The organism is Streptomyces sp. Ru71, from assembly GCF_002920535.1.
Lineage (GTDB): Bacteria > Actinomycetota > Actinomycetes > Streptomycetales > Streptomycetaceae > Streptomyces.
Genome location: NZ_PQSS01000014.1, coordinates 46,956 through 68,459 on the forward strand (window position 1 = coordinate 46,956; position 21,504 = coordinate 68,459).

Below are 21,504 nucleotides of genomic sequence, written 5' to 3' on the forward strand. Positions count from 1 at the left end.
CGCTCGATCCGTACGGTGTGACGCCCTACTGTGTGACGGGGGGAGCCCCATGCCCGAGTTGCCCGAGGTCGAGGTCGTACGGCGCGGTCTCGCGCGGTGGGTCGCCCACCGCACCGTCGCCGACGCCGAGGTACTGCACCCGCGTGCCGTGCGCCGGCACACCGCCGGTGCCGACGACTTCGCGCACCGTCTCAAGGGCCACCGCATCGGCACGCCCAGCCGGCGGGGCAAGTACCTGTGGCTGCCGCTGGAGGACACCGGGCAGGCGATCCTGGCCCACCTCGGGATGAGCGGCCAGCTGCTGGTGCAGCAGCACTCCGCGCCCGACGAGAAGCATCTGCGCATCCGTATCCGCTTCACCGACGTCCAGGGCACCGAGCTGCGCTTCGTCGACCAGCGCACCTTCGGCGGGCTCTCCCTGCACGACACGACCGGGGACGGGCTGCCGGACGTCATCGCACACATCGCCCGCGACCCGCTGGACCCGCTCTTCGACGACGAGGGCTTCCACCAGGCGCTGCGCCGCAAGCGCACCACGATCAAGCGGGCGCTGCTCGACCAGTCGCTGATCAGCGGGGTCGGCAACATCTACGCCGACGAGGCGCTGTGGCGCTCTCGCATCCACTACGACCGCCCGACGGCCGGCTTCACCCGGCCCCGCACGGCGGAACTCCTCACGCACATCCGCGATGTGATGAACGAGGCGCTCGCCGTCGGCGGCACCAGCTTCGACAGCCTGTACGTCAACGTCAACGGCGAGTCGGGCTACTTCGACCGGTCCCTGGACGCGTACGGCCGTGAGGGCCTGCCGTGCAAGCGGTGCGGTACGCCGATGCGCCGCCGCCCGTGGATGAACCGTTCCAGCTACTTCTGCCCGAAGTGCCAGCGGGCGCCGCGCGTCACGCCGTAGCGCGGGTTTCGTCGTAGCGCTCGCGGGCGGCCAGGACGTCGTCCATGCTGCCCTCGACGAAGCGGATGAGGCTCAGCAGCCGGCCGGCGACCTCGCGGCCCAGCGGGGTCAGCTCGTAGTCCACCCGGGGCGGGTTGGTGGGCTGGGCCTCGCGGTGGACCAGGCCGTCGCGTTCCAGGGCGTGCAGCGTCTGGGACAGCATCTTCTCGCTCACGCCGTCCACCCGGCGGCGCAGTTCGTTGAAGCGCAGCGAGCCCTCGTACAGCGCGCCGAGCGTCAGCGCGCCCCAGCGTCCCGTGACGTGCTCCAGCGTGCCCCGTGACGGGCAGGCCTTGGCGAACACGTTGTACGGCAGGTCCTGGTCGGGCGTGCGCTGATCGGTCCTGGTCATGTCTCCAGCGTACTCCAGTGCAGCGCTAACCCTCGGCTTGCGCTTGCTAAAAGTTAGTGCTTTCCTGGGGTCACTGCTTACGACCTGCCCTTACGAGGAGTACGTATGACCACCCCCGTCGTCGCCATCGCCTACCACTCCGGCTTCGGCCACACCGCGGTCCTTGCCGAGGCCGTGCGCGCGGGAGCCGCGGACGCCGGTGCCGAGGTCCACCTGATCAAGGTCGACGAGATCACCGACGCACAGTGGGAGCTGCTGGACCGCGCCGACGCGATCGTCTTCGGCTCGCCGACCTACATGGGCACCGCGTCCGGCGCCTTCCACGTCTTCGCCGAGGCCACCTCGAAGCGCTGGTTCGGCCAGGACTGGAAGGACAAGCTGGCGGCGGGCTTCACCAACTCCGGCTCCAAGAGCGGCGACAAGCTGCACACCCTGCAGTTCTTCCAGATCCTGGCCGCGCAGCACGGGATGAACTGGATCAGCCTCGGCCTGCACCCCGGCTGGAACAACAGCGCCGGCTCCGAGAACGACCTCAACCGCCTCGGCGTCTTCACCGGCGCCGCAGCCCAGACGAACGTCGACGAGGGCCCGGACGCGGTCCACAAGGCGGACATCGCAACGGCGGAACACCTGGGCCACCGGGTGGCGCAGACGGCGAGGGTGTTCCGCCGGGGGCTGGCGGCGGCCTGAGCCGGGCTCAGCGGTGGGGGTCGCCGGCCGGCGGCGGACCCGGCAGGTCGGCGGGGTCACCCACCCAGTCCTCCGGGAAGAGCGGCGCGGGGATCAGGGCGACGTAGGCGATGTGGGCCATGAGCTGGGACTGGAACGGTTCGGCCACGTCGGCGAGCATGAGCGGCCAGGTGCACAGCAGCAGCGCGACGAACAGCAGCAACCGGACCCGCACCGGATGCATGCGGTTGTGCACCGTGACCCCGAACACCGAGACCAGCAGGGCCGGTACACCGACGAGCGGGAACAAACGCACCCCCAGTCCCAGGGTGTCCCAGAAGCCCTCCTCCAGGTCGGCGGTCTGCGCAACCGCCACCCAAGCCCCGGCATAGAGCAGCAGGTACGCGAGGACGCACCCACCCATCCGGCGCAGCACTCGTCCCACCCGGTAGGGCGTCTCCTGCTGTGGCGACACGGCAAACCCCCCTGTGTTTTGAACGCGTTCAACTTAGCATCGCGTTCGCCGCACAGGGGGTGTCGTACACGTCGGCGCAGCCGGCTGCCTCAGTACCCGAAGTCCTGCGTCCACCAAGGTCCGCCGGAGCCGAAGTGGACTCCCACGCCCAGGGTCTTGAAGTCGGGGTTGAGGATGTTCGCGCGGTGGCCCGGGCTGTTCATCCAGGCATCCACCACCGCTGCCGGGTCGGCCTGGCCACGGGCTATGTTCTCGCCGCCCAGGCCGGTTATGCCCGCCTTCGCCGCCCGGTCCCAGGGGGTGCGGCCGTCGGGGTCGGTGTGGTCGAAGAAGTCCCGCGCGGCCATGTCGTCGCAGAAGTCCTCGGCCAGCTCGGTGAGCGCGCTGTTCGCGGCCAGCGGGGCGATGCCCGCCTTGGCCCGCTCGGCGTTGACGAGCTGCAGGACCTGCGCCTCGGCCTGCGCCACCGCCGACACGGTCACCGGCGGGCTGGTGTGCTCCGGCGGCTTCGGCGGGGTCGCCTTCCGCGCCGGGGCGGTCGTCCGCGGCGTGCTCGGCGTGGCCGACGGCTTCTTCGTCGGGGTCTTCGTCGGGGTCTTCGTGGGCGTCGGCGAGGGCGCCGCCGTGGACGGGGAGGCCGACGGCGACGGCGTCGAGGAAGGCGTTGCCGACGGGGACGACGGCGCGGACGTGGGGCGCCCGGCGCCCCGGCCGGTGACCGTGCCCCCGGCATGGGACTCGGCGCTGCCGGACGTGCCGCCCTGCTCGCTGGGGGAGTTCGACGACGTGTCCGTGGCCTGCACCCTGCTGTCCTCGGCGCTGCCGCCGAGCCGGTAGTTGTGCAGTCCCGGCACCATGCCGGACGCGACGGCCACCGTCCCGATGGCGACCGCGCCCGCGACCCCCAGCAGACCGGTGCGCACCGGCGTCACGGCCCGCCTGCGGCGCCGGTGCCCGCCCCGGCGCGGGGAACCCGTGTTCGGTGTGAAGCCCGACCCGGGAGCGCCCCCGGAGGGGCCGTCGTCGGTGGCGAAGAGGTAGGCCTGGCTCTTCGCCACGGCCTCCGCGTACGCCTCCGGGTTCAGATAGGGCGCGATGCCCAGCGGGGCGGTGTCGCGTCCGGTCGAGTCCCCCGGGGTCCCGCGGTGCTCCGGAAAGGAGCCCTCCGGCTGCGTGGCCCCCGTGGCGCGGCCTTCGGCGGCGCGGCCGGCGGCGGAGCGTCGGTGGCGTCCCATGTCCTGGCCTTCCTCGTTCTCGCGGCCGGCCCGCCTTGCGGATCACGGGGGTCCCCTCGCCCCCGGCAGCCGGCCAGACTCACCCGATCGAGTGAGTTTCATATGAGATGCATTGGGTCGGGACGGTACCGCATGGCGCAAGGGGAGGAAGTGTCCCGAGAGACATTGGCCGGTTAGGTTGCACCCATGAGCGAGGATGTACGACTGGTCGCCTGGGTGCGTGGACGCGTGCAGGGTGTGGGTTTTCGCTGGTTCACGCGCGCCAAGGCGCTGGAGATCGGCGGCCTGAGTGGTTTTGCTCTCAATTTGGCCGACGGCCGCGTCCAGGTGGTCGCGGAAGGGCCCCGTCCGGGTTGCGAGGTCCTGCTCGACTGGCTCCGCGAGGGCGACACGCCCGGGCACGTGGACGGCGTCACGGAGATCTGGGACACACCCCGCGGCGGCTACGACGGCTTCGCCATCCGCTGACCCGGCGCCCGGAGCCGGTCCCGGACGCGCTCGGCGGCCCTCGCCGGGCACCCTCGTCCGGGAGAAACCGGCAGGTGGTTGCGGAGAACCGCTTGCAGATGGCAGGCTCCGCACGCAAGGATGATCGCCACGCCCCGAGGGGCCCGCAGGAGTCGCCGCGCAGGCATGTTCGTGCCGCGCGCCCCCGGGTCACCCTCCCGTTGGGGCGTGATCGTGTTGACCGTCAAACTTTTTGGTGAGACGCTGAAAGCCCGCGCACCTTAGCTGTTTGGCATGGCTGAACGGCAGCACAACTCCAGGCCCGCCAGGCAGCCGCGGGTGCGAATCCCTCACGACCCACACCGCTTCGGTCGGTCACTCATTGTGGAGGACCATCCATCATGGCAAAGGCGCTTCTCGGTTACGTCGGCGGCTCCGACCCTCGACTCCTCGCCGAGATGCGACGGCTCCAGCAGCGCGTTCAGGACCTCGAATCCGAGCTCGTGCGGATCCAGGCCGAGAACGACGCCCTGCAGGCTGCCGCTTCTCACGACAGGATCATGGAGAGCGTTGACGCACACCAGGCGGAGCCTGCGCTCACCTGATCACTGCACGCTCCACAACAGCACAAGCAGTGGTTGGGCTGTCCGTCACAACCGCTTCAGTGTCAGAAGTGCAAGGGACGCCTCGGCGTCCCTTCTTTCTTGCCCCCGTGCATCCTTTCACTCTCTTTAACGTCTGGTGTGCCCTGCGCGTTCACCGGTGAAACCGCGGGTAGCACCGTGGTTCATAGAGTGAGACAACCCCGGAAGGTAGAGTCCGACGGCGTGCACCTCAAGGCCCTCACGCTCCGCGGGTTCAAGTCGTTCGCCTCGGCGACCACACTCCGGTTCGAACCGGGGATCACCTGTGTCGTCGGCCCGAACGGCTCGGGCAAGTCCAACGTCGTGGACGCGCTCAGCTGGGTCATGGGCGAGCAGGGCGCCAAGTCGCTGCGCGGCGGCAAGATGGAGGACGTCATCTTCGCCGGCACCACCGGCCGCCCGCCGCTGGGCCGCGCCGAGGTGTCGCTGACCATCGACAACTCCGACGGCGCGCTGCCCATCGAGTACGCCGAGGTCACCATCACGCGGATCATGTTCCGCAACGGCGGCAGCGAGTACCAGATCAACGGCGACACCTGCCGCCTGCTGGACATCCAGGAACTCCTCTCCGACTCCGGCATCGGCCGCGAGATGCACGTCATCGTCGGCCAGGGCCAGCTCGACTCCGTCCTGCACGCCGACCCCATGGGCCGCCGCGCCTTCATCGAGGAGGCCGCGGGCGTTCTCAAGCACCGCAAGCGCAAGGAGAAGGCGCTGCGCAAGCTGGACGCGATGCAGGCCAACCTGGCCCGTGTGCAGGACCTCACGGACGAACTCAGACGGCAGCTCAAGCCCCTGGGCCGCCAGGCCGCCGTCGCCCGCCGGGCCGCCGTCATCCAGGCCGACCTGCGCGACGCCCGGCTGCGCCTGCTCGCCGACGACCTGGTCCGGCTGCGCCAGGCCCTCACGGCCGAGATCGCCGACGAGGCCGCGCTCAAGGCCCGCAAGGAGGCCGCCGAGCAGGACCTGAAGAAGGCCCAGCAGCGCGAGGCCCTGCTGGAGGACGAGGTACGGCAGCTCACGCCGCGCCTTCAGCGCGCCCAGCAGACCTGGCACGAACTCTCCCAGCTCGCCGAACGCGTCCGCGGCACGATCTCCCTGGCCGACGCCCGCGTCAAGAGCGCCACCTCCGCCCCGCCGGAGGAGCGGCGCGGACGCGACCCCGAGGACATGGAACGCGAGGCCGCCCGCATCCGCGAGCAGGAGGCCGAGCTGACGGCAGCCCTGGAGGCCGCGGAGCGGGCCCTGGAGGACACCGTCGAGCACCGCGCGGAACTGGAGCGCGCCCTCGCCCAGGAGGAACGGCGCCTGAAGGACGTCGCCCGCGCCATCGCCGACCGCCGCGAGGGCCTGGCCCGGCTGCGCGGCCAGGTCGGCGCCGCCCGCTCCCGCGCCGCCTCCGCCCAGGCGGAGATCGACCGCCTGGCCGCCGCCCGCGACGAGGCCCAGGAACGCGCCGTCGCCGCCCAGGAGGAGTACGAGGCTCTCAAGGCCGAGGTCGACGGCCTGGACGCCGGTGACGAGGAGCTGGCCGAGCGGCACGAGACGGCCAAGCGGCAGCTCGCCGAGGCCGACGCCGCCCTCGGCGCCGCCCGTGAGGCACTCACCGCGGCGGAGCGCACCCGCGCCGCGACCCAGGCCCGCCACGAGGCCCTGGCGCTGGGCCTGCGCCGCAAGGACGGCACCGGAACACTGCTGGGCGCACGGGACCGTCTGGCCGGGGTCCTGGGGCCGGCGGCGGAACTGCTGACGGTGGAGCCGGGCTACGAGGTGGCCCTCGCGGCCGCCTTCGGCGCGGCGGCGGACGCGATCGCCGTGGAGACCCCGTCCGCGGCAGCAGAAGCGATCCGCCTCCTACGCAAGCAGGACGGAGGCAGAGCAGCCCTGCTCCTCGCAGGCGCCCCGGAGGAAGCCCCCCAAAGGGGCGCGGGGAACGCCGCGAGCAACCACGACGCACCCGCAGACGCCAACGGCGGGATCGCGCCCCAAAGGGGCGCGGGGAACGGCGCGACCAGCCACAACGCACCCGCCACCCCCACCCCGCAACGCGCCCCGCCGCGGACCTCGTCACAGGACCGGCCGAGCTGATGCCCGCCGTCCGCCGCCTCCTGCAAGGAACCGTGGTCGTCGGCACCCTGGAGGACGCCGAGGACGTCGTCTACGCGCACCCCGAGCTGACCGCCGTGACCGCGGAGGGCGACCTGCTGGGCGCTCACTTCGCCCACGGCGGCTCCGCCGGTGCGCCCAGCCTCCTGGAGGTGCAGGCCTCCGTGGACGAGGCCGCGGCCGAGCTGGCCGAGCTCCAGGTGCGATGCGCGCGGCTGGCCGAGGAGCAGCGGGCGGCAGCGGAACGGCGCACCGAGGCCGTCACCGTCGTAGAGGAACTGGCGGAGCGCCGGCGGGCCGCCGAGCGGGAGAAGTCGGCCGTGGCCCAGCAGCTCGGGCGGCTCGCCGGGCAGGCCCGCGCGGCGGCCGGCGAGGCCGAGCGGTCCACCGCGGCGGCGGCACGCGCGCAGGAGGCGCTGGAGCAGGCCGTCCAGGACGCGGAGGAGCTGGCGGAACGGCTGGCGGTCGCCGAGGAGACGCCCGTCGAGGAGGAACCGGACACCTCCGTGCGCGACCGGCTCGCGGCCGACGGTGCCAACGCCCGGCAGACCGAGATGGAGGCCCGCCTCCAGGTCCGCACCCACGAGGAGAGGGTGAAAGGCCTGGCGGGACGGGCCGACTCCCTGGACCGCGCCGCCCGCGCGGAACGCGAGGCACGCGCGCGTGCCGAGCAGCGCCGGGCCCGGCTGCGCCACGAGGCGTCCGTCGCCCAGGCGGTGGCCTCCGGCGCCCGCCAGCTGCTGGCGCACGTCGAGGTCTCCCTGGACCGGGCCGTGCGGGAACGCGAGGCCGCCGAAGCCGCCAAGGCCGCCCGCGAGCAGGAGCTGACCGCCGCCCGCGCCGCCGGCCGCGAACTCAAGGCCGAGCTGGACAAGTTGACGGATTCAGTCCACCGGGGCGAGGTACTCGGAGCCGAGAAGCGGCTGCGCATCGAGCAGCTGGAGACCAAGGCGCTGGAGGAACTGGGTGTCGAGCCGGAGGGGCTGGTCGCCGAGTACGGGCCGGACCAGCCCGTGCCGCCCTCGCCCCCCGCCGAGGGCGAGGAGCTGCCGGACGACCCGGAGCACCCGCGCAACCAGCCGCGTCCTTTCGTGCGCGCCGAGCAGGAGAAGCGCCTGAAGGCGGCCGAGCGCGCCTACCAGCAGCTCGGCAAGGTCAATCCGCTGGCGCTGGAGGAGTTCGCCGCGCTGGAGGCTAGGCACCAGTTCCTGAGCGAGCAGCTGGAGGACCTGAAGAAGACCCGTGCCGACCTGCTGCAGGTCGTCAAGGAGGTCGACGAGCGGGTCGAGCAGGTCTTCACGGAGGCCTACCGGGACACGGCCCGCGAGTTCGAGGGCGTCTTCAGCCGGCTCTTCCCGGGCGGTGAGGGCCGCCTCGTCCTGACGGACCCCGACAACATGCTCACCACGGGCGTGGACGTCGAGGCACGGCCGCCGGGCAAGAAGGTCAAGCGGCTGTCCCTGCTCTCGGGCGGCGAGCGGTCGCTGACGGCCGTGGCGCTGCTGGTGTCGATCTTCAAGGCCCGGCCGAGCCCGTTCTATGTGATGGACGAGGTCGAGGCGGCGCTGGACGACACCAATCTGCAGCGGCTGATCCGGATCATGCAGGAGCTGCAGGAGGCCTCGCAGCTGATCGTGATCACGCACCAGAAGCGCACGATGGAGGTCGCGGACGCCCTCTACGGCGTGTCCATGCAGGGCGACGGCGTCTCGAAGGTCATCTCCCAGCGCCTTCGCTGAGTCCACAAGATCATCTGACTCAATGTTCATTTCTTGAACACGAAGCAACGAGGCGTATCTAGAAACTCACAAGCGCTGACCTATTGACTTCGAAACTTGAAGGCATAGTCTCTGCAACGTTGCTTTTACCTTCAGGTCTCACCTGCAAGGGCAGACCCCCACCCGGCAGCGTTGCCGGTGGCCCGAGGAGTACACGTGACCAGCACAGCGCAGGCACCCCAGTCAGGAGCCCGTACGGCCCATCCCGATCATCTCGGGCATGTCATCTTCATCGCGGCCGCCGCCGCGATGGGCGGTTTCCTCTTCGGCTACGACAGTTCCGTCATCAACGGCGCCGTCGAGGCCATCCGCGACCGCTACGACATCGGCTCCGCCGCGCTGGCCCAGGTCATCGCGATCGCCCTGATCGGATGCGCCATCGGCGCCGCCACCGCCGGCCGCATAGCCGACCGCATCGGCCGTATCCGCTGTATGCAGATCGCCGCGGTGCTCTTCACGATCAGCGCCGTCGGCTCCGCGCTGCCCTTCGCGCTGTGGGACCTCGCCTTCTGGCGCATCGTCGGCGGCTTCGCCATCGGCATGGCCTCCGTGATCGGCCCGGCCTACATCGCCGAGGTCGCCCCGCCCGCCTACCGCGGCCGTCTCGGCTCCTTCCAGCAGGCCGCGATCGTCATCGGCATCGCCGTCTCGCAGCTGGTGAACTGGGGCCTGCTCAACGCCGCCGGCGGCGACCAGCGCGGCGAGCTGATGGGCCTGGAGGCCTGGCAGGTCATGCTGGGCGTCATGGTCGTCCCGGCCGTCCTGTACGGCCTGCTCTCCTTCGCCATCCCCGAGTCCCCGCGCTTCCTGATCTCGGCCGGCCGGCGTGACCGCGCCAAGGAGATCCTCGCCGAGGTCGAGGGCAAGGGCATCGACCTGGACGCCCGCGTCACCGAGATCGAGCACGCCATGAGGAGCGAGCACAAGTCCTCCTTCAAGGACCTGCTCGGCGGCGGCTTCTTCTTCAAGCCGATCGTGTGGGTCGGCATCGGCCTGTCGGTCTTCCAGCAGTTCGTCGGCATCAACGTGGCCTTCTACTACTCGTCCACGCTGTGGCAGTCGGTGGGCGTCGACCCGACGGACTCGTTCTTCTACTCCTTCACGACGTCGATCATCAACATCATCGGCACCGTGATCGCGATGATCTTCGTGGACCGCGTCGGCCGCAAGCCGCTGGCGCTCATCGGCTCCGTCGGCATGGCGATCGGCCTCGCCCTGGAGGCCTGGGCCTTCTCCTACGACCTCGTCGGCGGCAAGCTCCCCGCCACGCAGGGCTGGGTCGCCCTGATCGCCGCCCACATCTTCGTGCTGTTCTTCGCCCTGTCCTGGGGTGTGGTCGTGTGGGTCTTCCTCGGCGAGATGTTCCCGAACAAGATCCGCGCCGCCGCCCTGGGCGTGGCCGCCGCCGCGCAGTGGATCGCCAACTGGGCGATCACCGCGAGCTTCCCGTCGCTGGCCGACTGGAACCTCTCCGGCACCTATGTGATCTACACGGTCTTCGCCGCGCTCTCCATCCCGTTCGTCCTGAAGTTCGTCAAGGAGACGAAGGGCAAGGCGCTGGAGGAGATGGGCTGACGCCCCCGAACTCGGGGAGAAGGGCCAAGTCCCCGCTGCCCTCTCCTCGACCCGTCCGCCGCCCCCGCCCGGCCACTGCCCGGGCGGGGGCGGCGGTGTCGTGTCACCCGGGACGATCAGCGTCGTGGCCCGCCACCGTCCGCGCGAACAGGCGCAGGCTGCGCCAGGCCTCCTCCACCGGCATCCCGCCCACCAGCGGATGCAGCACCAGGGTGTCCAGCCCCAGCCGCGCGCACTGCTCCGGAGTGACGATCCGGTACACCCCCTCCGCCCGCAGCTCCGCCACCGTCGTGGCCGCCGACCCCACCGCCGAGCGGACGCCGCCGGACTGCCAGGAGGTGTACGTCCGGGCCTCGTGCAGGAAGTGCTCCCCGTACAGCGCCCACGCCCGGTCCGGATCGTCGGCCAGGTGCAGCAGCGGGGTCTCGGCGCCGGGCATCAGCACCCAGCCCTCGGTGCCGTACTCCGCGAGCCGCTCCTTGTAGTACGCCTCCAGCTCGGGCAGGTGCGCGCTGGGGAAGAACGGCAGGCCGAGCCGTGCCGCCCGCCGCGCGGCGGCCCGGGAGGAGCCGCCCACCAGCAGCAGCGGATGCGGCTGGGTGTACGGCCGTGGGGTGACCCGCACCCGCCGGCCCCGGTACTCGAACTCCTCCCCGGACCACGCCCGCACCAGCGTGTGCAGGAGCTCGTCCTGGAGCCGGCCGCGCTGCCGGAAGTCGCGGCCGAACAGGGCGTACTCCTCGGGCCGGTACCCGATGCCCGCCACCGTCACCAGGCGCCCGCCGCTGAGCAGGTCCAGTACGGCGATCTCCTCGGCGAGCCGCAGCGGCTCGTGCAGCGGGCCGATCAGCGCGGACACCGTGACCGTGATCCGCCGGGTGGCCCCGAACACCGCGCCCGCGAAGGCCAGCGGCGACGGCAGCCAGTTGTCGCCGGAGCCGTGGTGCTCCTCCGTCTGCACCATGCCGATGCCGTGCTCGTCGGCGTAGGCGGCCATCTCCAGGGCCGCGCGGTAGCGGGCGGCCAGCTCGGCGGGGGAGGCGCCGGGAGCGACGAGGTTGAACCGGACGACCGTGACGGGCATGGAAAATCCCCCTCCGCAGGCGACTTCGCCGACGGAGGGGACAGTAGCTGACGGTGCGTCAGACAGCCAGGGTCTCGCGCTCCCGGTCCGCCTCGGCCGCCTGCGGGCCGGCGACGGCGGGCTTCGGCAGGACGAGGTACAGCAGCCCGGAGATCACGACGGTCGCGATCCAGCCCAGGCCGTACTCGCCGATGAAGTTGTTCTTCGCCAGCGGCCCGGTGAACCAGTCGGACGTGGTGAACATCAGCCCGGCGACGAGACCGGCCGCCCAGGCGACGACCGCCGCGGGGGAGAACCCGCCCCGGTACCAGTACGCACTGCTGCGCGTGGTGTCGGCCATGGCCGCACCGTCATACTCCTCGCGCCGCAGCATGTCCGCGCCGAAGACGCCGACCCACGCCGAGAAGGCGACGGCGAGCAGGGACAGGAAGGCGATGAAGGACCCCATGAAGCTGGTCGCGACCAGCATCAGCACACCGCCGAAGACCAGCGAGATCACGGCGTTCACGGACACCGCCCAGTGGCGCGGCACCTTGAAGCCGAGGGTCTGCGCGGTGAAGCCGGCCGAGTACATCGACATGGAGTTGATCAGCAGCATGCCGATCAGCGCGATGAGCAGGTAGGGCACGGCGATCCAGGTCGGCAGGATCTCGCCGAGGAAGGACACCGGGTCGGACGCCGACGCCAGGTCCGGCGTGGACACCGCCATCACCGCGCCCATCAGCACCATCGGCAGCACGACGATCCCGGCGCCGCCCACCGCCGTACCCACGATGGCCTTGGACGACGCGGTACGCGGCAGATAGCGGGTGAAGTCCGGAGCGGACGGGATCCAGCTGACACCGCCGGCCGCGATCATGCCGATACCGGTGATCACCGCGGCGGTGGAACCGGCGGAGTGCTCCATCACCTTCGACCAGTCGGTGTTCACGGCCAGGTACACCAGCACCAGCACCGAGAACGCGCCGAACAGATAGGTCGCGTACTTGTTGCACTTCTGCACAGCGTTGATGCCGAGGCCGGAGATCGCGAACGTCGCGACGACGAACAACAGCAGCATGACCATGTCCAGCACGCTGTTCGCGCCGATGCCGAAGACGATCTCCAGGATGGTGAGCATGGCGTAGGCGCCGGTCACCGCGTTGATCGTCTCCCAGCCCCAGCGGGCGACCCAGATCAGCGAACCGGGCAGCAGATTGCCGCGCTGCCCGAACACCGCGCGCGACAGCGCCATGCCGGGCGCCCCGCCGCGCTTGCCGGCGATGCCGATGAGCCCGACCAGGCCGTACGACACGACCGGCGCGACGGCCGCGACGACGAGCGCCTGCCAGATGTTCAGGTGGTACGCCACGACCAGGCTCGCGCCCATGGTCAACAGCAGCACGCTGATGTTGGCGCCCACCCAGGTGGGGAACAGCTCGCGGGTCTTGGCGGTGCGCTCGGCGTCCGGCACCTGTTCGATGCCGCGGGTTTCGAGAGCGCCTTCGGTCTCGGCGGTCTTACTCATGGAAAGGGGGAGCCTCAAGGTGGGGGGACAGGGTGACGTCGGGACTCTACGCGCGTTGATGTAGGGACCACCATCGTACTTTGGGCCGACTCCTGCCCTCCAGTGGCGTTTGTCTCTCAGAGGAAGCCACAAAACAGCTCTGGCGCACCCCCATGGCTGATACTGGACGAGTTATGGAAACCGTCATCCTTGCTGTAGTCATCGCCGTGGTCGCGATCGTCGCGCTCGGCGGGCTCGTGGTCGGCAGCCGACGGAAGAAGTCGCTGCCCCCGCCGCCCCCCGCCGCGCCCGACATCACCGCCCCTCCGGCCGAGCCGCACGTCGGCGACGAGGCCGAGACGCCGCGGGAGGAACCGCGGCGCACCATCGAGGAGGTGGATCTTCCGGGCGGCCCGGCCCCCGTCGTCGTAGAGGAACCGCCCGCCGAGGCCCCCGAGGCCCTTGTCGAGGCTCCGGAGATCGAGATCCCGGAGCCCACCGCCGGGCGCCTGGTGCGCCTGCGCGCCCGCCTGTCCCGCTCGCAGAACGCCCTGGGCAAGGGCCTGCTCAACCTCCTGTCCCGGGAGCACCTCGACGAGGAGACCTGGGAGGAGATCGAGGACACCCTGCTCACCGCCGACGTCGGTGTGCAGCCCACCCAGGAGCTGGTCGAGCGGCTGCGCGAGCGCGTGAAGGTGCTCGGCACCCGCACCCCCGCGGAACTGCGCGGCCTGCTGCGTGAGGAGCTGCTCACGCTGGTCGGCCCGGACATGGACCGCGTCGTCAAGACCGAGCCGGCCACCAGCAAGCCGGGCATCGTGATGGTCGTCGGAGTCAACGGCACCGGCAAGACCACCACCACCGGCAAGCTGGCCCGCGTCCTGGTGGCCGACGGCCGCTCGGTCGTCCTGGGCGCCGCCGACACCTTCCGCGCGGCGGCCGCCGACCAGCTCCAGACCTGGGGCGAGCGCGTCGGCGCCTACACCGTGCGCGGGCCGGAGGGCGGCGACCCCGCCTCCGTCGCGTTCGACGCGGTGAAGGAGGGCAAGGAGATGGGGTCGGACGTCGTCCTCATCGACACCGCCGGGCGCCTGCACACCAAGACCGGCCTGATGGACGAGCTGGGCAAGGTCAAGCGGGTCGTGGAGAAGCACGCTCCGCTGGACGAGGTGCTGCTCGTCCTCGACGCCACCACCGGCCAGAACGGCCTCGTCCAGGCCCGCGTCTTCGCCGAGGTCGTCGACATCACCGGCATCGTGCTGACCAAGCTGGACGGCACGGCCAAGGGCGGCATCGTGATCGCGGTCCAGCGCGAGCTGGGCGTCCCGGTCAAGCTGATCGGCCTCGGCGAGGGGGCGGACGACCTGGCCCCGTTCGAGCCGGAGGCGTTCGTGGACGCCCTGATCGGCGACTGAGGACCCACCGGCCCCGACCGACGCGAAGCGCCCGCCCCCGACATACAGCCGGGGGCGGGCGCCCGCGTATCAGGAGTGCGTGTCCGTCACATCGACCCAGGTCAGGCACGCGACCTGTGCGCCACGTACGCCAGCGTCCCCAGCACCAGCCGGGCCGCCGGTGGCCGGGTCGCCGAGTCCAGGCCCGGCGGCCGCAGCCAGCGCACCGGGCCCCGGCCGCCCCGGTCCGACGGCGGGGCCGTGATGTACGTGCCGGGGCCGAGGCCGCGCAGGTCCAGCGCCGGGTCGTCCCAGCCCATCCGGTACAGCAGTTTCGGGAGTTCCGCCGCCGCCCCCGGGGCCACGAAGAACTGCGCCCGTCCCTGGGGCGTCGCGGTCACCGGTCCCAGCGGGACCCCCATCCGCTCCAGCCGCACCAGCGCCCGCCGGCCCGCTGCCTCCGCCACCTCGATCACGTCGAACGAGCGGCCGACCGGCAGCATCACCGACGCACCCGGCACCTCGCCCCACGCCCTCGACACCTCGTCCAGCGTCGCCCCCGCTCGGACCTCGGACGCGAAGTCGAGCGGATGCGCGCCCGGCGCCGGGCAGTCGCCCCGGCCGCACGAGCACACCCCCGCCGCCGCCCGCGCGCCCGGCACCACGTCCCAGCCCCACAGGCCGGTGAACTCGGCCACGGCGGTGCAGTCCGACGAGCGGCCGCGACGGCGCGAGACGGACCGGATGTCGCGGATGCTCCGACTGCTGCCGATCGTGAAGCCCATGCCCCCTCCAACGGGTCCGACGCACCGGTGGTTACGAAAGACACTCAACCCGCTACGGAGCGTGTCCCCGACCCTGCCGTGGACGGCGTCCGGAAGTACCCGCGGTGGTGCAGTCGGCGACACGCGCCCCCGAGTGCATCCGTCCGCTCACTCCCGGCTGTCCTATGTCAAGTGAATCGCGGGAAGGCCACCGTGAGTTCATTCGAAGGGGTGGCGAATGGTGGCGTTTCCAGGATCGCCATGGCCGGACGGGTGATCGTAGGATTACTTTGAGTGCACGGTACCCCCGGGCACATGCGCTCGTGGGTATGCCGGAGGCAACTCGGCATTCCGTTCGAAGGGTGACAACCGCCGGACGGAAGCCGCGAGAACCGGCATTCTGATAGGGCTTGGCGCAGCGGCGCGGCAGGCGGTCTAGAGGGATGGGGGCGTTCCAGTGGGCGGCAACGGCGGTAGCGGGACGAACGCTGAGAAGCGCCCCAACGAGCTGCTGGGAAACTGGTTCGTGCGCAGCGGCTGGTCCAAGGGCGAGCTCGCCCGCCAGGTGAACCGCCGCGCGCGCCAGCTGGGCGCCAACCACATCTCCACCGACACCTCGCGCGTACGCCGCTGGCTGGACGGCGAGAACCCGCGCGAGCCCATCCCGCGCATCCTGTCCGAGCTGTTCTCCGAGCGCTTCGGCTGCGTCGTCTCCATCGAGGACCTCGGCCTGCGCGCGGCCCGGCCCTCCGCGTCCGCCTCCGGCGTCGACCTGCCCTGGACGGGCCCGCAGACGGTCGCCCTGCTCGGCGAGTTCTCGCGCAGCGACCTGATGCTGGCGCGGCGCGGCTTCCTCGGGAGCTCGCTGGCCCTGGCCGCGGGCCCGTCGCTCATCGAACCGATGCAGCGCTGGCTGGTGCCCACGCCCGCGCTGCCCGGCCAGCGCCACGAGCCCGACGCCCAGCCGGTGCCCACCAGCCGCGCCCGCGGCCGGCTGTCCAAGCCGGAGCTGGACCTGCTGGAGTCCACCACCGTGATGTTCCGGCAGTGGGACGCCCAGTGCGGCGGCGGCCTGCGCCGCAAGGCGGTCGTCGGCCAGCTGCACGAGGTCACCGACCTGCTCCAGGAACCCCAGCCCGCGTCCACCACCCGGCGCCTGTTCAAGGTCGCCGCCGAGCTGGCCGAGCTGGCCGGCTGGATGTCGTACGACGTCGGACTCCAGCCGACCGCGCAGAAGTACTTCGTCCTCGCCCTGCACGCGGCCAAGGAGGCCGGCGACAAGCCGCTCGGCTCCTACATCCTGTCCAGCATGAGCCGCCAGATGATCCACCTCGGCCGGCCCGAGGACGCCCTGGAGCTCATCCACCTCGCCCAGTACGGCAGCCGCGACTGCGCCAGCCCGCGCACCCAGGCCATGCTGTATGCGATGGAGGCCCGCGCCTACGCCAACATGGGCCAGCCCGGCAAGTGCAAGCGGGCCGTCCGCATGGCCGAGGACACCTTCGCCGACGCCGACGACTGGGACGAGCCGGACCCCGACTGGATCCGCTTCTTCTCCGAGGCCGAGCTGCACGGCGAGAACAGCCACTCCTTCCGCGACCTCGCCTATGTCGCCGGCCGCAGCCCCGCCTACGCCTCCCTGGCCGAGCCGCTGATGCAGCGCGCCGTGGAGCTGTTCGCCCAGGATGCCGAGCACCAGCGGTCGTATGCGCTGAACCTCATCGGTATGGCCACGGTCCATCTGCTGCGCCGCGAGCCCGAGCAGAGCACGGTGTACGCCGCGCAGGCCATGCGGGTCGCGAAGAAGGTGCGCTCCGAGCGGGTCAACACCCGTATCCGCAAGACCGTCGACACCGCCGCCCGCGACTTCGGCGACCTCGTCGAGATCGTCGACCTCACCGACCAGCTCGCCGCCGAACTGCCCGAGGCCGCCGAGGCGGTCTGACCACCGCACCAAACAGCCCGCACGACCCGCACCACCCCGCTGAACCCCGGCCGCGGCCGGCCCTCCCGAACTGCCCGACTCGGCTCCCCCATGCCAGGTCATCGGAAGGCCGACCGCGGCCGGTCCCGTCTCCCCGGCCGGGCCCGGCCGGGGAAGATTGCGCCACGATAACGATCGCTCGGCCGCCCATCCGGCAATTCATCGGCGCGTAACACGCGCGGCGCCTTCGTCACCCCGGCGAAACAACGGGGGGCTTCCACCGAAACGGCACTGCGCCAATCTCGTGGCCCATAACCGGCCCACCCCTCATCCCGCCCAGGGATCCGCCGAGGCATTCCGCTCAGGCTTCGCCCGCACGGGGCCGTACAACCACGAGGAGACGCCGATGGCACCAGCAGCCATCATGCTCGCGGCGGACGCACCCAAGCTGTCGTCCGCCAACACAGGCTTCATGCTCATCTGTTCCGCCCTGGTGATGCTCATGACCCCGGGCCTGGCCTTCTTCTACGGAGGCATGGTCCGCGTCAAGAGCACCCTGAACATGCTGATGATGAGCTTCATCAGCCTCGGGATCGTCACCATCCTGTGGGTGCTCTACGGCTTCTCCCTCGCCTTCGGCACGGACTCCGGCAGCCTCATCGGCTGGAACTCCGACTGGCTGGGGCTGAGCAACATCGGCCTGACCGAGCTCTGGGACGGCTACACCATCCCGGTCTTCGTGTTCATGGTCTTCCAGCTGATGTTCGCGATCATCACGCCCGCCCTGATCAGCGGCGCGCTCGCGGACCGCGTGAAGTTCAGCGCCTGGGCGCTGTTCATCGCGCTGTGGGCCACCGTCGTGTACTTCCCGGTCGCCCACTGGGTCTGGGGCGCGGGCGGCTGGGCCTACGAACTGGGCGTCATCGACTTCGCCGGCGGTACGGCCGTGCACATCAACGCCGGTGCCGCGGCGCTCGGCGTGATCCTCGTCATCGGCAAGCGCGTCGGCTTCAAGAAGGACCCGATGCGCCCGCACAGCCTCCCGCTGGTCATGCTGGGCGCGGGCCTGCTGTGGTTCGGCTGGTTCGGCTTCAACGCCGGCTCCTGGCTCGGCAACGACGACGGCGTGGGCGCGCTGATGTTCGTCAACACCCAGGTCGCCACCGGTGCCGCCATGCTGGCCTGGCTGATCTACGAGAAGATCCGCCACGGCGCGTTCACCACGCTGGGCGCCGCCTCCGGTGCCGTCGCCGGCCTCGTCGCCATCACCCCGTCCGGCGGCGCGGTCTCCCCGCTCGGCGCGATCGCCGTCGGCGCCATCGCCGGTGTGCTGTGCGCCATGGCCGTCGGCCTGAAGTACCGGTTCAACTACGACGACTCCCTCGACGTCGTCGGCGTCCACCTGGTCGGCGGCATCGCCGGCTCGCTGCTCATCGGCTTCTTCGCCACCGGCAAGGGCCAGTCCACCGCCACCGGCGTGTTCTACGGCGACCACACGTGGGACCAGCTGTGGAAGCAGTGCGCCGGTGTCGGCGCCGTCCTCGCCTACTCCCTGATCGTCTCCGCGATCCTCGCCTTCCTCCTCGACAAGACCATCGGTATGCGGGTCACCGAGGACGAGGAGATCGCCGGCATCGACCAGGCCGAGCACGCCGAGACCGCCTACGACTTCAGCGGCGCCGGTGGCGGAGCCGCCCGCACCAGCGCCGTCCCGGCCCCCGTGGCCGAAGCCGCGACCCGAAAGGTGGACGCATGAAGCTCATCACCGCCGTCGTCAAGCCGCACCGGCTCGACGAGATCAAGGAAGCCCTCCAGGCCTTCGGAGTCCAGGGCCTGACGGTCACCGAGGCCAGCGGTTACGGTCGGCAGCGGGGCCACACCGAGGTCTACCGCGGTGCCGAGTACACCGTCGACCTGGTCCCCAAGATCCGCATCGAGGTGCTGGTCGAGGACGACGACGCCGAGCAGCTGATCGAGGTCGTCGTGAAGGCGGCCCGAACCGGCAAGATCGGTGACGGCAAGGTCTGGTCGATCCCGGTCGACACGGCCGTACGGGTCCGCACCGGCGAGCGCGGCCCCGACGCGCTCTGACCGCAACGAGAACAGGAGTCGCTGGGTGACGAGTACGGACGTGCACGGCAAAGCAGAGGACTCCGGCCCCAGCGGCTACGCGGCGGCCCGGCTGCACCTCCTCACCGAGGGGGAGCAGTCCGGGCCGCCGCGCCGTACGGCCCTGTCCCAGCTCACCGACGACTGGCTGGCGGAGCTGTTCACGGCGGCCGCCGGCGATCTCACCGGGGTGTCGCTGGTCGCCGTCGGCGGCTACGGGCGCGGCGAGCTGTCCCCGCGCAGCGACCTCGACCTGCTCCTGCTGCACGACGGCGGCGCCCCCAAGGAGGTCGCCGCCCTCGCCGACCGCCTCTGGTACCCCGTGTGGGACCTGGGCCTGGCCCTCGACCACTCCGTGCGCACCCCGGCCGAGGCCCGCAAAACGGCCGGCGAGGACCTCAAGGTCCAGCTCGGCCTGCTGGACGCCCGCCATCTCGCCGGCGACCTCGGCCTCACCGCCGGCCTGCGCACCGCGATCCTCGCCGACTGGCGCAACCAGGCCCCCAAGCGCCTGCCCGAACTGCAGGAGCTGTGCGCCGAGCGCGCCGAACGCCAGGGCGAGCTGCAGTACCTGCTGGAGCCGGACCTCAAGGAGGCACGGGGCGGCCTGCGCGACGCCACCGCCCTGCGCGCCGTCGCCGCCTCCTGGCTCGCCGACGCCCCCCGCGAGGGCCTCGCCGACGCCCGGCGCCGCCTCCTCGACGTCCGCGACGCCCTGCACCTGACCACCGGCCGGGCCACCGACCGGCTCTCCCTGCAGGAACAGGACCAGGTCGCCGCCGAACTCGGACTGCTCGACGCCGACACCCTGCTGCGCCAGGTCTACGAGGCCTCCCGGGTCATCGCCTACGCCAGCGACGTCACCTGGCGTGAGGTGGGCCGCGTGCTGCGCTCCCGCGCGGTGCGTCCCCGGCTGCGCGCCATGCTGGGCGGCGGTAAGCCGGTCGCCGAGCGCTCCCCGCTCGCCGAGGGCGTCGTCGAACAGGACGGCGAGGTCGTCCTCGCCCGCGCCGCACGCCCCGAACGCGACCCCGTGCTCCCGCTGCGCGCCGCGGCCGCCGCCGCACAGGCCGGCCTCCCGCTCTCCCTGCACGCGGTCCGCCGGATGGCCGCCACCGTGCGCCCCCTGCCGGCGCCCTGGCCCGCCGAGGCCCGCGAACAGCTCGTCACCCTGCTCGGCTCCGGCCGCCCCACGGTCGAGGTCTGGGAGGCACTGGAGGCCGAGGGGCTGATCACCCGGCTGCTGCCCGACTGGGAGCGGGTGCGCTGCCGCCCCCAGCGCAACGCCGTCCACGTGTGGACCGTCGACCGGCACCTGATCGAGACGGCCGTGCGCGCCTCGGAGTTCACCCGCCGGGTCAGCCGCCCCGACCTGCTGCTGGTCGCCGCGCTGCTGCACGACATCGGCAAGGGCTGGCCCGGCGACCATTCGGTGGCCGGCGAGATCATCGCCCGCGACGTCGCCGCCCGCATCGGCTTCGACCGTGCCGACGTCGCCGTCCTCGCCACCCTCGTCCGCCATCACCTGCTGCTGGTCGAGACCGCCACCCGGCGCGACCTGGACGACCCCGCCACCGTCCGGCTGGTCGCCGAGGCCGTCGGCACCCCGTCCACGCTGGAGCTGCTGCACGCCCTGACCGAGGCGGACGCCCTGGCCACCGGCCCGGCCGCCTGGTCGTCCTGGCGCGGCTCGCTCGTCGCCGACCTGGTGCGGCGGGTCCTGGCCGTGCTCGCCGGGGACGCGCCGGACGAGCCCGAGACCGCCGCGCCCACCGCCGAGCAGGAGCGGCTCGCCCTGGAGGCGGTCGCCACCGGCGGACCCGTGCTGGCGCTGCGCGCGCAGACCGAGCCGCCCGCCGAGGAGCCCGCCACCGACCCCGAGCCGCTCGGCGTGGAGCTGCTCATCGCCGTACCCGACCAGCCCGGCGTGCTGCCCGCGGTGGCCGGCGTCCTCGCCATGCACCGGCTCACCGTCCGCACCGCCGAGCTGCGCGCGCTGGAGCTGCCCGACGGGGTCGACGGCTCGGTGCTGCTGCTGGACTGGCGGGTCGCGGCCGAGTACGGCTCGCTGCCGCAGGCCGCCCGGCTGCGCGCCGACCTCGTACGGGCCCTGGACGGCTCCCTGGACATCGCCTCCCGGCTCGCGGAACGCGACGCGGCCTACCCGCGCCGGCGCGGCGTCCTGCCGCCCCCGCCCCGGGTCAGCGTCCACCCGGCCGCCTCCCGCCTCGCCACGGTGATCGAGGTCCGCGCCCAGGACGCCCCGGGCCTGCTGTTCCGCATCGGGCGGGCGCTGGAGGACGCGAGCGTGAGCGTGCGCAGCGCCCATGTGTCGACGCTGGGCGCCAACGCGGTGGATGCCTTCTATGTCACAGGACCGGAGGGTGCGCCGCTGCCCGAGGAGGAGGCGTCGGCGGTGGCGAGGAAGCTGGAGGAGACCTTGCGAGGGTGAGCCCGCCCCGGTGACTTGTGTCGCCGGGATACCCTGGAGGGCGATTCGTCAGCAGCCACCG

Annotated in this window: 16 protein-coding genes and 1 pseudogene; 11 read left to right on the plus strand and 6 right to left on the minus strand. The window is 71.8% G+C overall.

Going from position 1 to position 21,504, the window contains the following annotated elements; genetic code table 11:
- Window positions 1-49: 49 nt before the first annotated feature.
- Entirely contained in the window at window positions 50-910 is an 861-nt protein-coding gene (mutM, locus tag C3489_RS11625; protein ID WP_103781678.1) for a bifunctional DNA-formamidopyrimidine glycosylase/DNA-(apurinic or apyrimidinic site) lyase, read from the plus strand.
- Here the strand turns inward: mutM and C3489_RS11630 are convergent.
- Window positions 900-1,301 carry a helix-turn-helix domain-containing protein gene (locus C3489_RS11630; protein WP_103781679.1) on the minus strand — a complete coding sequence of 134 codons (402 nt, stop codon included), beginning with the start codon at window positions 1,299-1,301 and terminating at the stop codon, window positions 900-902. The genes mutM and C3489_RS11630 overlap by 11 nt on opposite strands.
- 105 nt (window positions 1,302-1,406) lie before the next feature.
- Between C3489_RS11630 and C3489_RS11635 the strand changes: the two genes are divergently transcribed.
- Window positions 1,407-1,991 (plus strand): flavodoxin family protein, encoded by a 585-nt coding sequence (locus tag C3489_RS11635; RefSeq protein WP_103781680.1) that lies wholly within the window; start codon window positions 1,407-1,409, stop codon window positions 1,989-1,991.
- A gap of 7 nt (window positions 1,992-1,998) precedes the next feature.
- Here C3489_RS11635 and C3489_RS11640 read toward each other — a convergent pair whose 3' ends face one another.
- Together C3489_RS11640 and C3489_RS11645 are read right to left on the minus strand one after the other, a co-directional pair.
- On the minus strand, window positions 1,999-2,445 hold the full coding sequence (locus C3489_RS11640) for a hypothetical protein (protein WP_146075310.1): 447 nt from the start codon (window positions 2,443-2,445) through the stop codon (window positions 1,999-2,001).
- Window positions 2,446-2,534: 89 nt separating this feature from the next.
- Window positions 2,535-3,680 (minus strand): CAP domain-containing protein, encoded by a 1,146-nt coding sequence (locus tag C3489_RS11645; RefSeq protein ID WP_103781682.1) that lies wholly within the window; start codon window positions 3,678-3,680, stop codon window positions 2,535-2,537.
- Between the two features lie 186 nt (window positions 3,681-3,866).
- Here C3489_RS11645 and C3489_RS11650 point away from each other — a divergent pair, with 186 nt between their 5' ends.
- The 4 genes and pseudogenes from C3489_RS11650 to C3489_RS11665 all read left to right on the plus strand — a co-directional run bounded on the left by C3489_RS11650 (window position 3,867) and on the right by C3489_RS11665 (window position 10,230).
- Window positions 3,867-4,148 (plus strand): acylphosphatase, encoded by a 282-nt coding sequence (locus C3489_RS11650; protein WP_103781683.1) that lies wholly within the window; start codon window positions 3,867-3,869, stop codon window positions 4,146-4,148.
- Between the two features lie 380 nt (window positions 4,149-4,528).
- Window positions 4,529-4,732, plus strand: coding sequence for a hypothetical protein (locus tag C3489_RS11655; RefSeq protein ID WP_103781684.1), 204 nt, complete (start codon window positions 4,529-4,531; stop codon window positions 4,730-4,732).
- Window positions 4,733-4,954: 222 nt separating this feature from the next.
- Window positions 4,955-8,616: pseudogene (locus tag C3489_RS11660) on the plus strand (AAA family ATPase).
- A 195-nt stretch (window positions 8,617-8,811) separates the two neighbouring features.
- The gene (locus C3489_RS11665; RefSeq protein ID WP_103781685.1) at window positions 8,812-10,230 is read left to right on the plus strand and encodes a sugar porter family MFS transporter; all 1,419 of its coding nucleotides are present in this window, start codon (window positions 8,812-8,814) and stop codon (window positions 10,228-10,230) included.
- 103 nt (window positions 10,231-10,333) lie between these two features.
- On the opposite strand, the gene C3489_RS11670 is transcribed toward C3489_RS11665, so the two are convergent.
- Both C3489_RS11670 and C3489_RS11675 read right to left on the minus strand, forming a co-directional pair.
- Window positions 10,334-11,314 carry an LLM class flavin-dependent oxidoreductase gene (locus C3489_RS11670; protein WP_103781686.1) on the minus strand — a complete coding sequence of 327 codons (981 nt, stop codon included), beginning with the start codon at window positions 11,312-11,314 and terminating at the stop codon, window positions 10,334-10,336.
- Between the two features lie 58 nt (window positions 11,315-11,372).
- On the minus strand, window positions 11,373-12,821 hold the full coding sequence (locus C3489_RS11675) for a cytosine permease (protein ID WP_103781687.1): 1,449 nt from the start codon (window positions 12,819-12,821) through the stop codon (window positions 11,373-11,375).
- A gap of 173 nt (window positions 12,822-12,994) precedes the next feature.
- On the opposite strand from C3489_RS11675, the gene ftsY reads away from it, so the two are divergent.
- Window positions 12,995-14,215: a signal recognition particle-docking protein FtsY gene (gene ftsY / locus C3489_RS11680; protein ID WP_103781688.1), complete on the plus strand. Its 1,221-nt coding sequence runs from the start codon at window positions 12,995-12,997 to the stop codon at window positions 14,213-14,215.
- Window positions 14,216-14,316: 101 nt separating this feature from the next.
- Here the strand turns inward: ftsY and C3489_RS11685 are convergent, their stop codons facing one another.
- Window positions 14,317-14,979, minus strand: coding sequence for a bifunctional DNA primase/polymerase (locus tag C3489_RS11685; protein WP_103781689.1), 663 nt, complete (start codon window positions 14,977-14,979; stop codon window positions 14,317-14,319).
- Between the two features lie 436 nt (window positions 14,980-15,415).
- Here C3489_RS11685 and C3489_RS11690 point away from each other — a divergent pair, with 436 nt between their 5' ends.
- From C3489_RS11690 to C3489_RS11710, 4 genes are all read left to right on the plus strand, one after another.
- A complete protein-coding gene (locus C3489_RS11690; RefSeq protein WP_103781690.1) occupies window positions 15,416-16,903 on the plus strand; it encodes a hypothetical protein in 1,488 nt (495 codons plus the stop codon).
- A gap of 385 nt (window positions 16,904-17,288) precedes the next feature.
- Window positions 17,289-18,638: an ammonium transporter gene (locus tag C3489_RS11700; RefSeq protein WP_103781691.1), complete on the plus strand. Its 1,350-nt coding sequence runs from the start codon at window positions 17,289-17,291 to the stop codon at window positions 18,636-18,638.
- Window positions 18,635-18,973 carry a P-II family nitrogen regulator gene (locus C3489_RS11705; RefSeq protein ID WP_103781692.1) on the plus strand — a complete coding sequence of 113 codons (339 nt, stop codon included), beginning with the start codon at window positions 18,635-18,637 and terminating at the stop codon, window positions 18,971-18,973. Before C3489_RS11700 ends, C3489_RS11705 begins: the two co-directional genes overlap by 4 nt.
- Before the next feature lie 25 nt (window positions 18,974-18,998).
- Window positions 18,999-21,443 (plus strand): [protein-PII] uridylyltransferase, encoded by a 2,445-nt coding sequence (locus C3489_RS11710; RefSeq protein ID WP_103781693.1) that lies wholly within the window; start codon window positions 18,999-19,001, stop codon window positions 21,441-21,443.
- Window positions 21,444-21,504: the final 61 nt, after the last annotated feature.

Excerpts from the sequence above, each read along its gene's own strand:
- mutM (WP_103781678.1), top strand. The coding sequence starts at position 50 with ATGCCCGAGTTGCCCGAGGTCGAGGTCGTACGGCGCGGTCTCGCGCGG.
- C3489_RS11630 (WP_103781679.1), bottom strand. The coding sequence starts at position 1,301 with ATGACCAGGACCGATCAGCGCACGCCCGACCAGGACCTGCCGTACAAC.
- C3489_RS11635 (WP_103781680.1), top strand. The coding sequence starts at position 1,407 with ATGACCACCCCCGTCGTCGCCATCGCCTACCACTCCGGCTTCGGCCAC.
- C3489_RS11645 (WP_103781682.1), bottom strand. The coding sequence starts at position 3,680 with ATGGGACGCCACCGACGCTCCGCCGCCGGCCGCGCCGCCGAAGGCCGC.
- C3489_RS11650 (WP_103781683.1), top strand. The coding sequence starts at position 3,867 with ATGAGCGAGGATGTACGACTGGTCGCCTGGGTGCGTGGACGCGTGCAG.
- C3489_RS11655 (WP_103781684.1), top strand. The coding sequence starts at position 4,529 with ATGGCAAAGGCGCTTCTCGGTTACGTCGGCGGCTCCGACCCTCGACTC.
- C3489_RS11670 (WP_103781686.1), bottom strand. The coding sequence starts at position 11,314 with ATGCCCGTCACGGTCGTCCGGTTCAACCTCGTCGCTCCCGGCGCCTCC.
- C3489_RS11675 (WP_103781687.1), bottom strand. The coding sequence starts at position 12,821 with ATGAGTAAGACCGCCGAGACCGAAGGCGCTCTCGAAACCCGCGGCATC.
- ftsY (WP_103781688.1), top strand. The coding sequence starts at position 12,995 with ATGGAAACCGTCATCCTTGCTGTAGTCATCGCCGTGGTCGCGATCGTC.
- C3489_RS11685 (WP_103781689.1), bottom strand. The coding sequence starts at position 14,979 with ATGGGCTTCACGATCGGCAGCAGTCGGAGCATCCGCGACATCCGGTCC.
- C3489_RS11700 (WP_103781691.1), top strand. The coding sequence starts at position 17,289 with ATGGCACCAGCAGCCATCATGCTCGCGGCGGACGCACCCAAGCTGTCG.
- C3489_RS11705 (WP_103781692.1), top strand. The coding sequence starts at position 18,635 with ATGAAGCTCATCACCGCCGTCGTCAAGCCGCACCGGCTCGACGAGATC.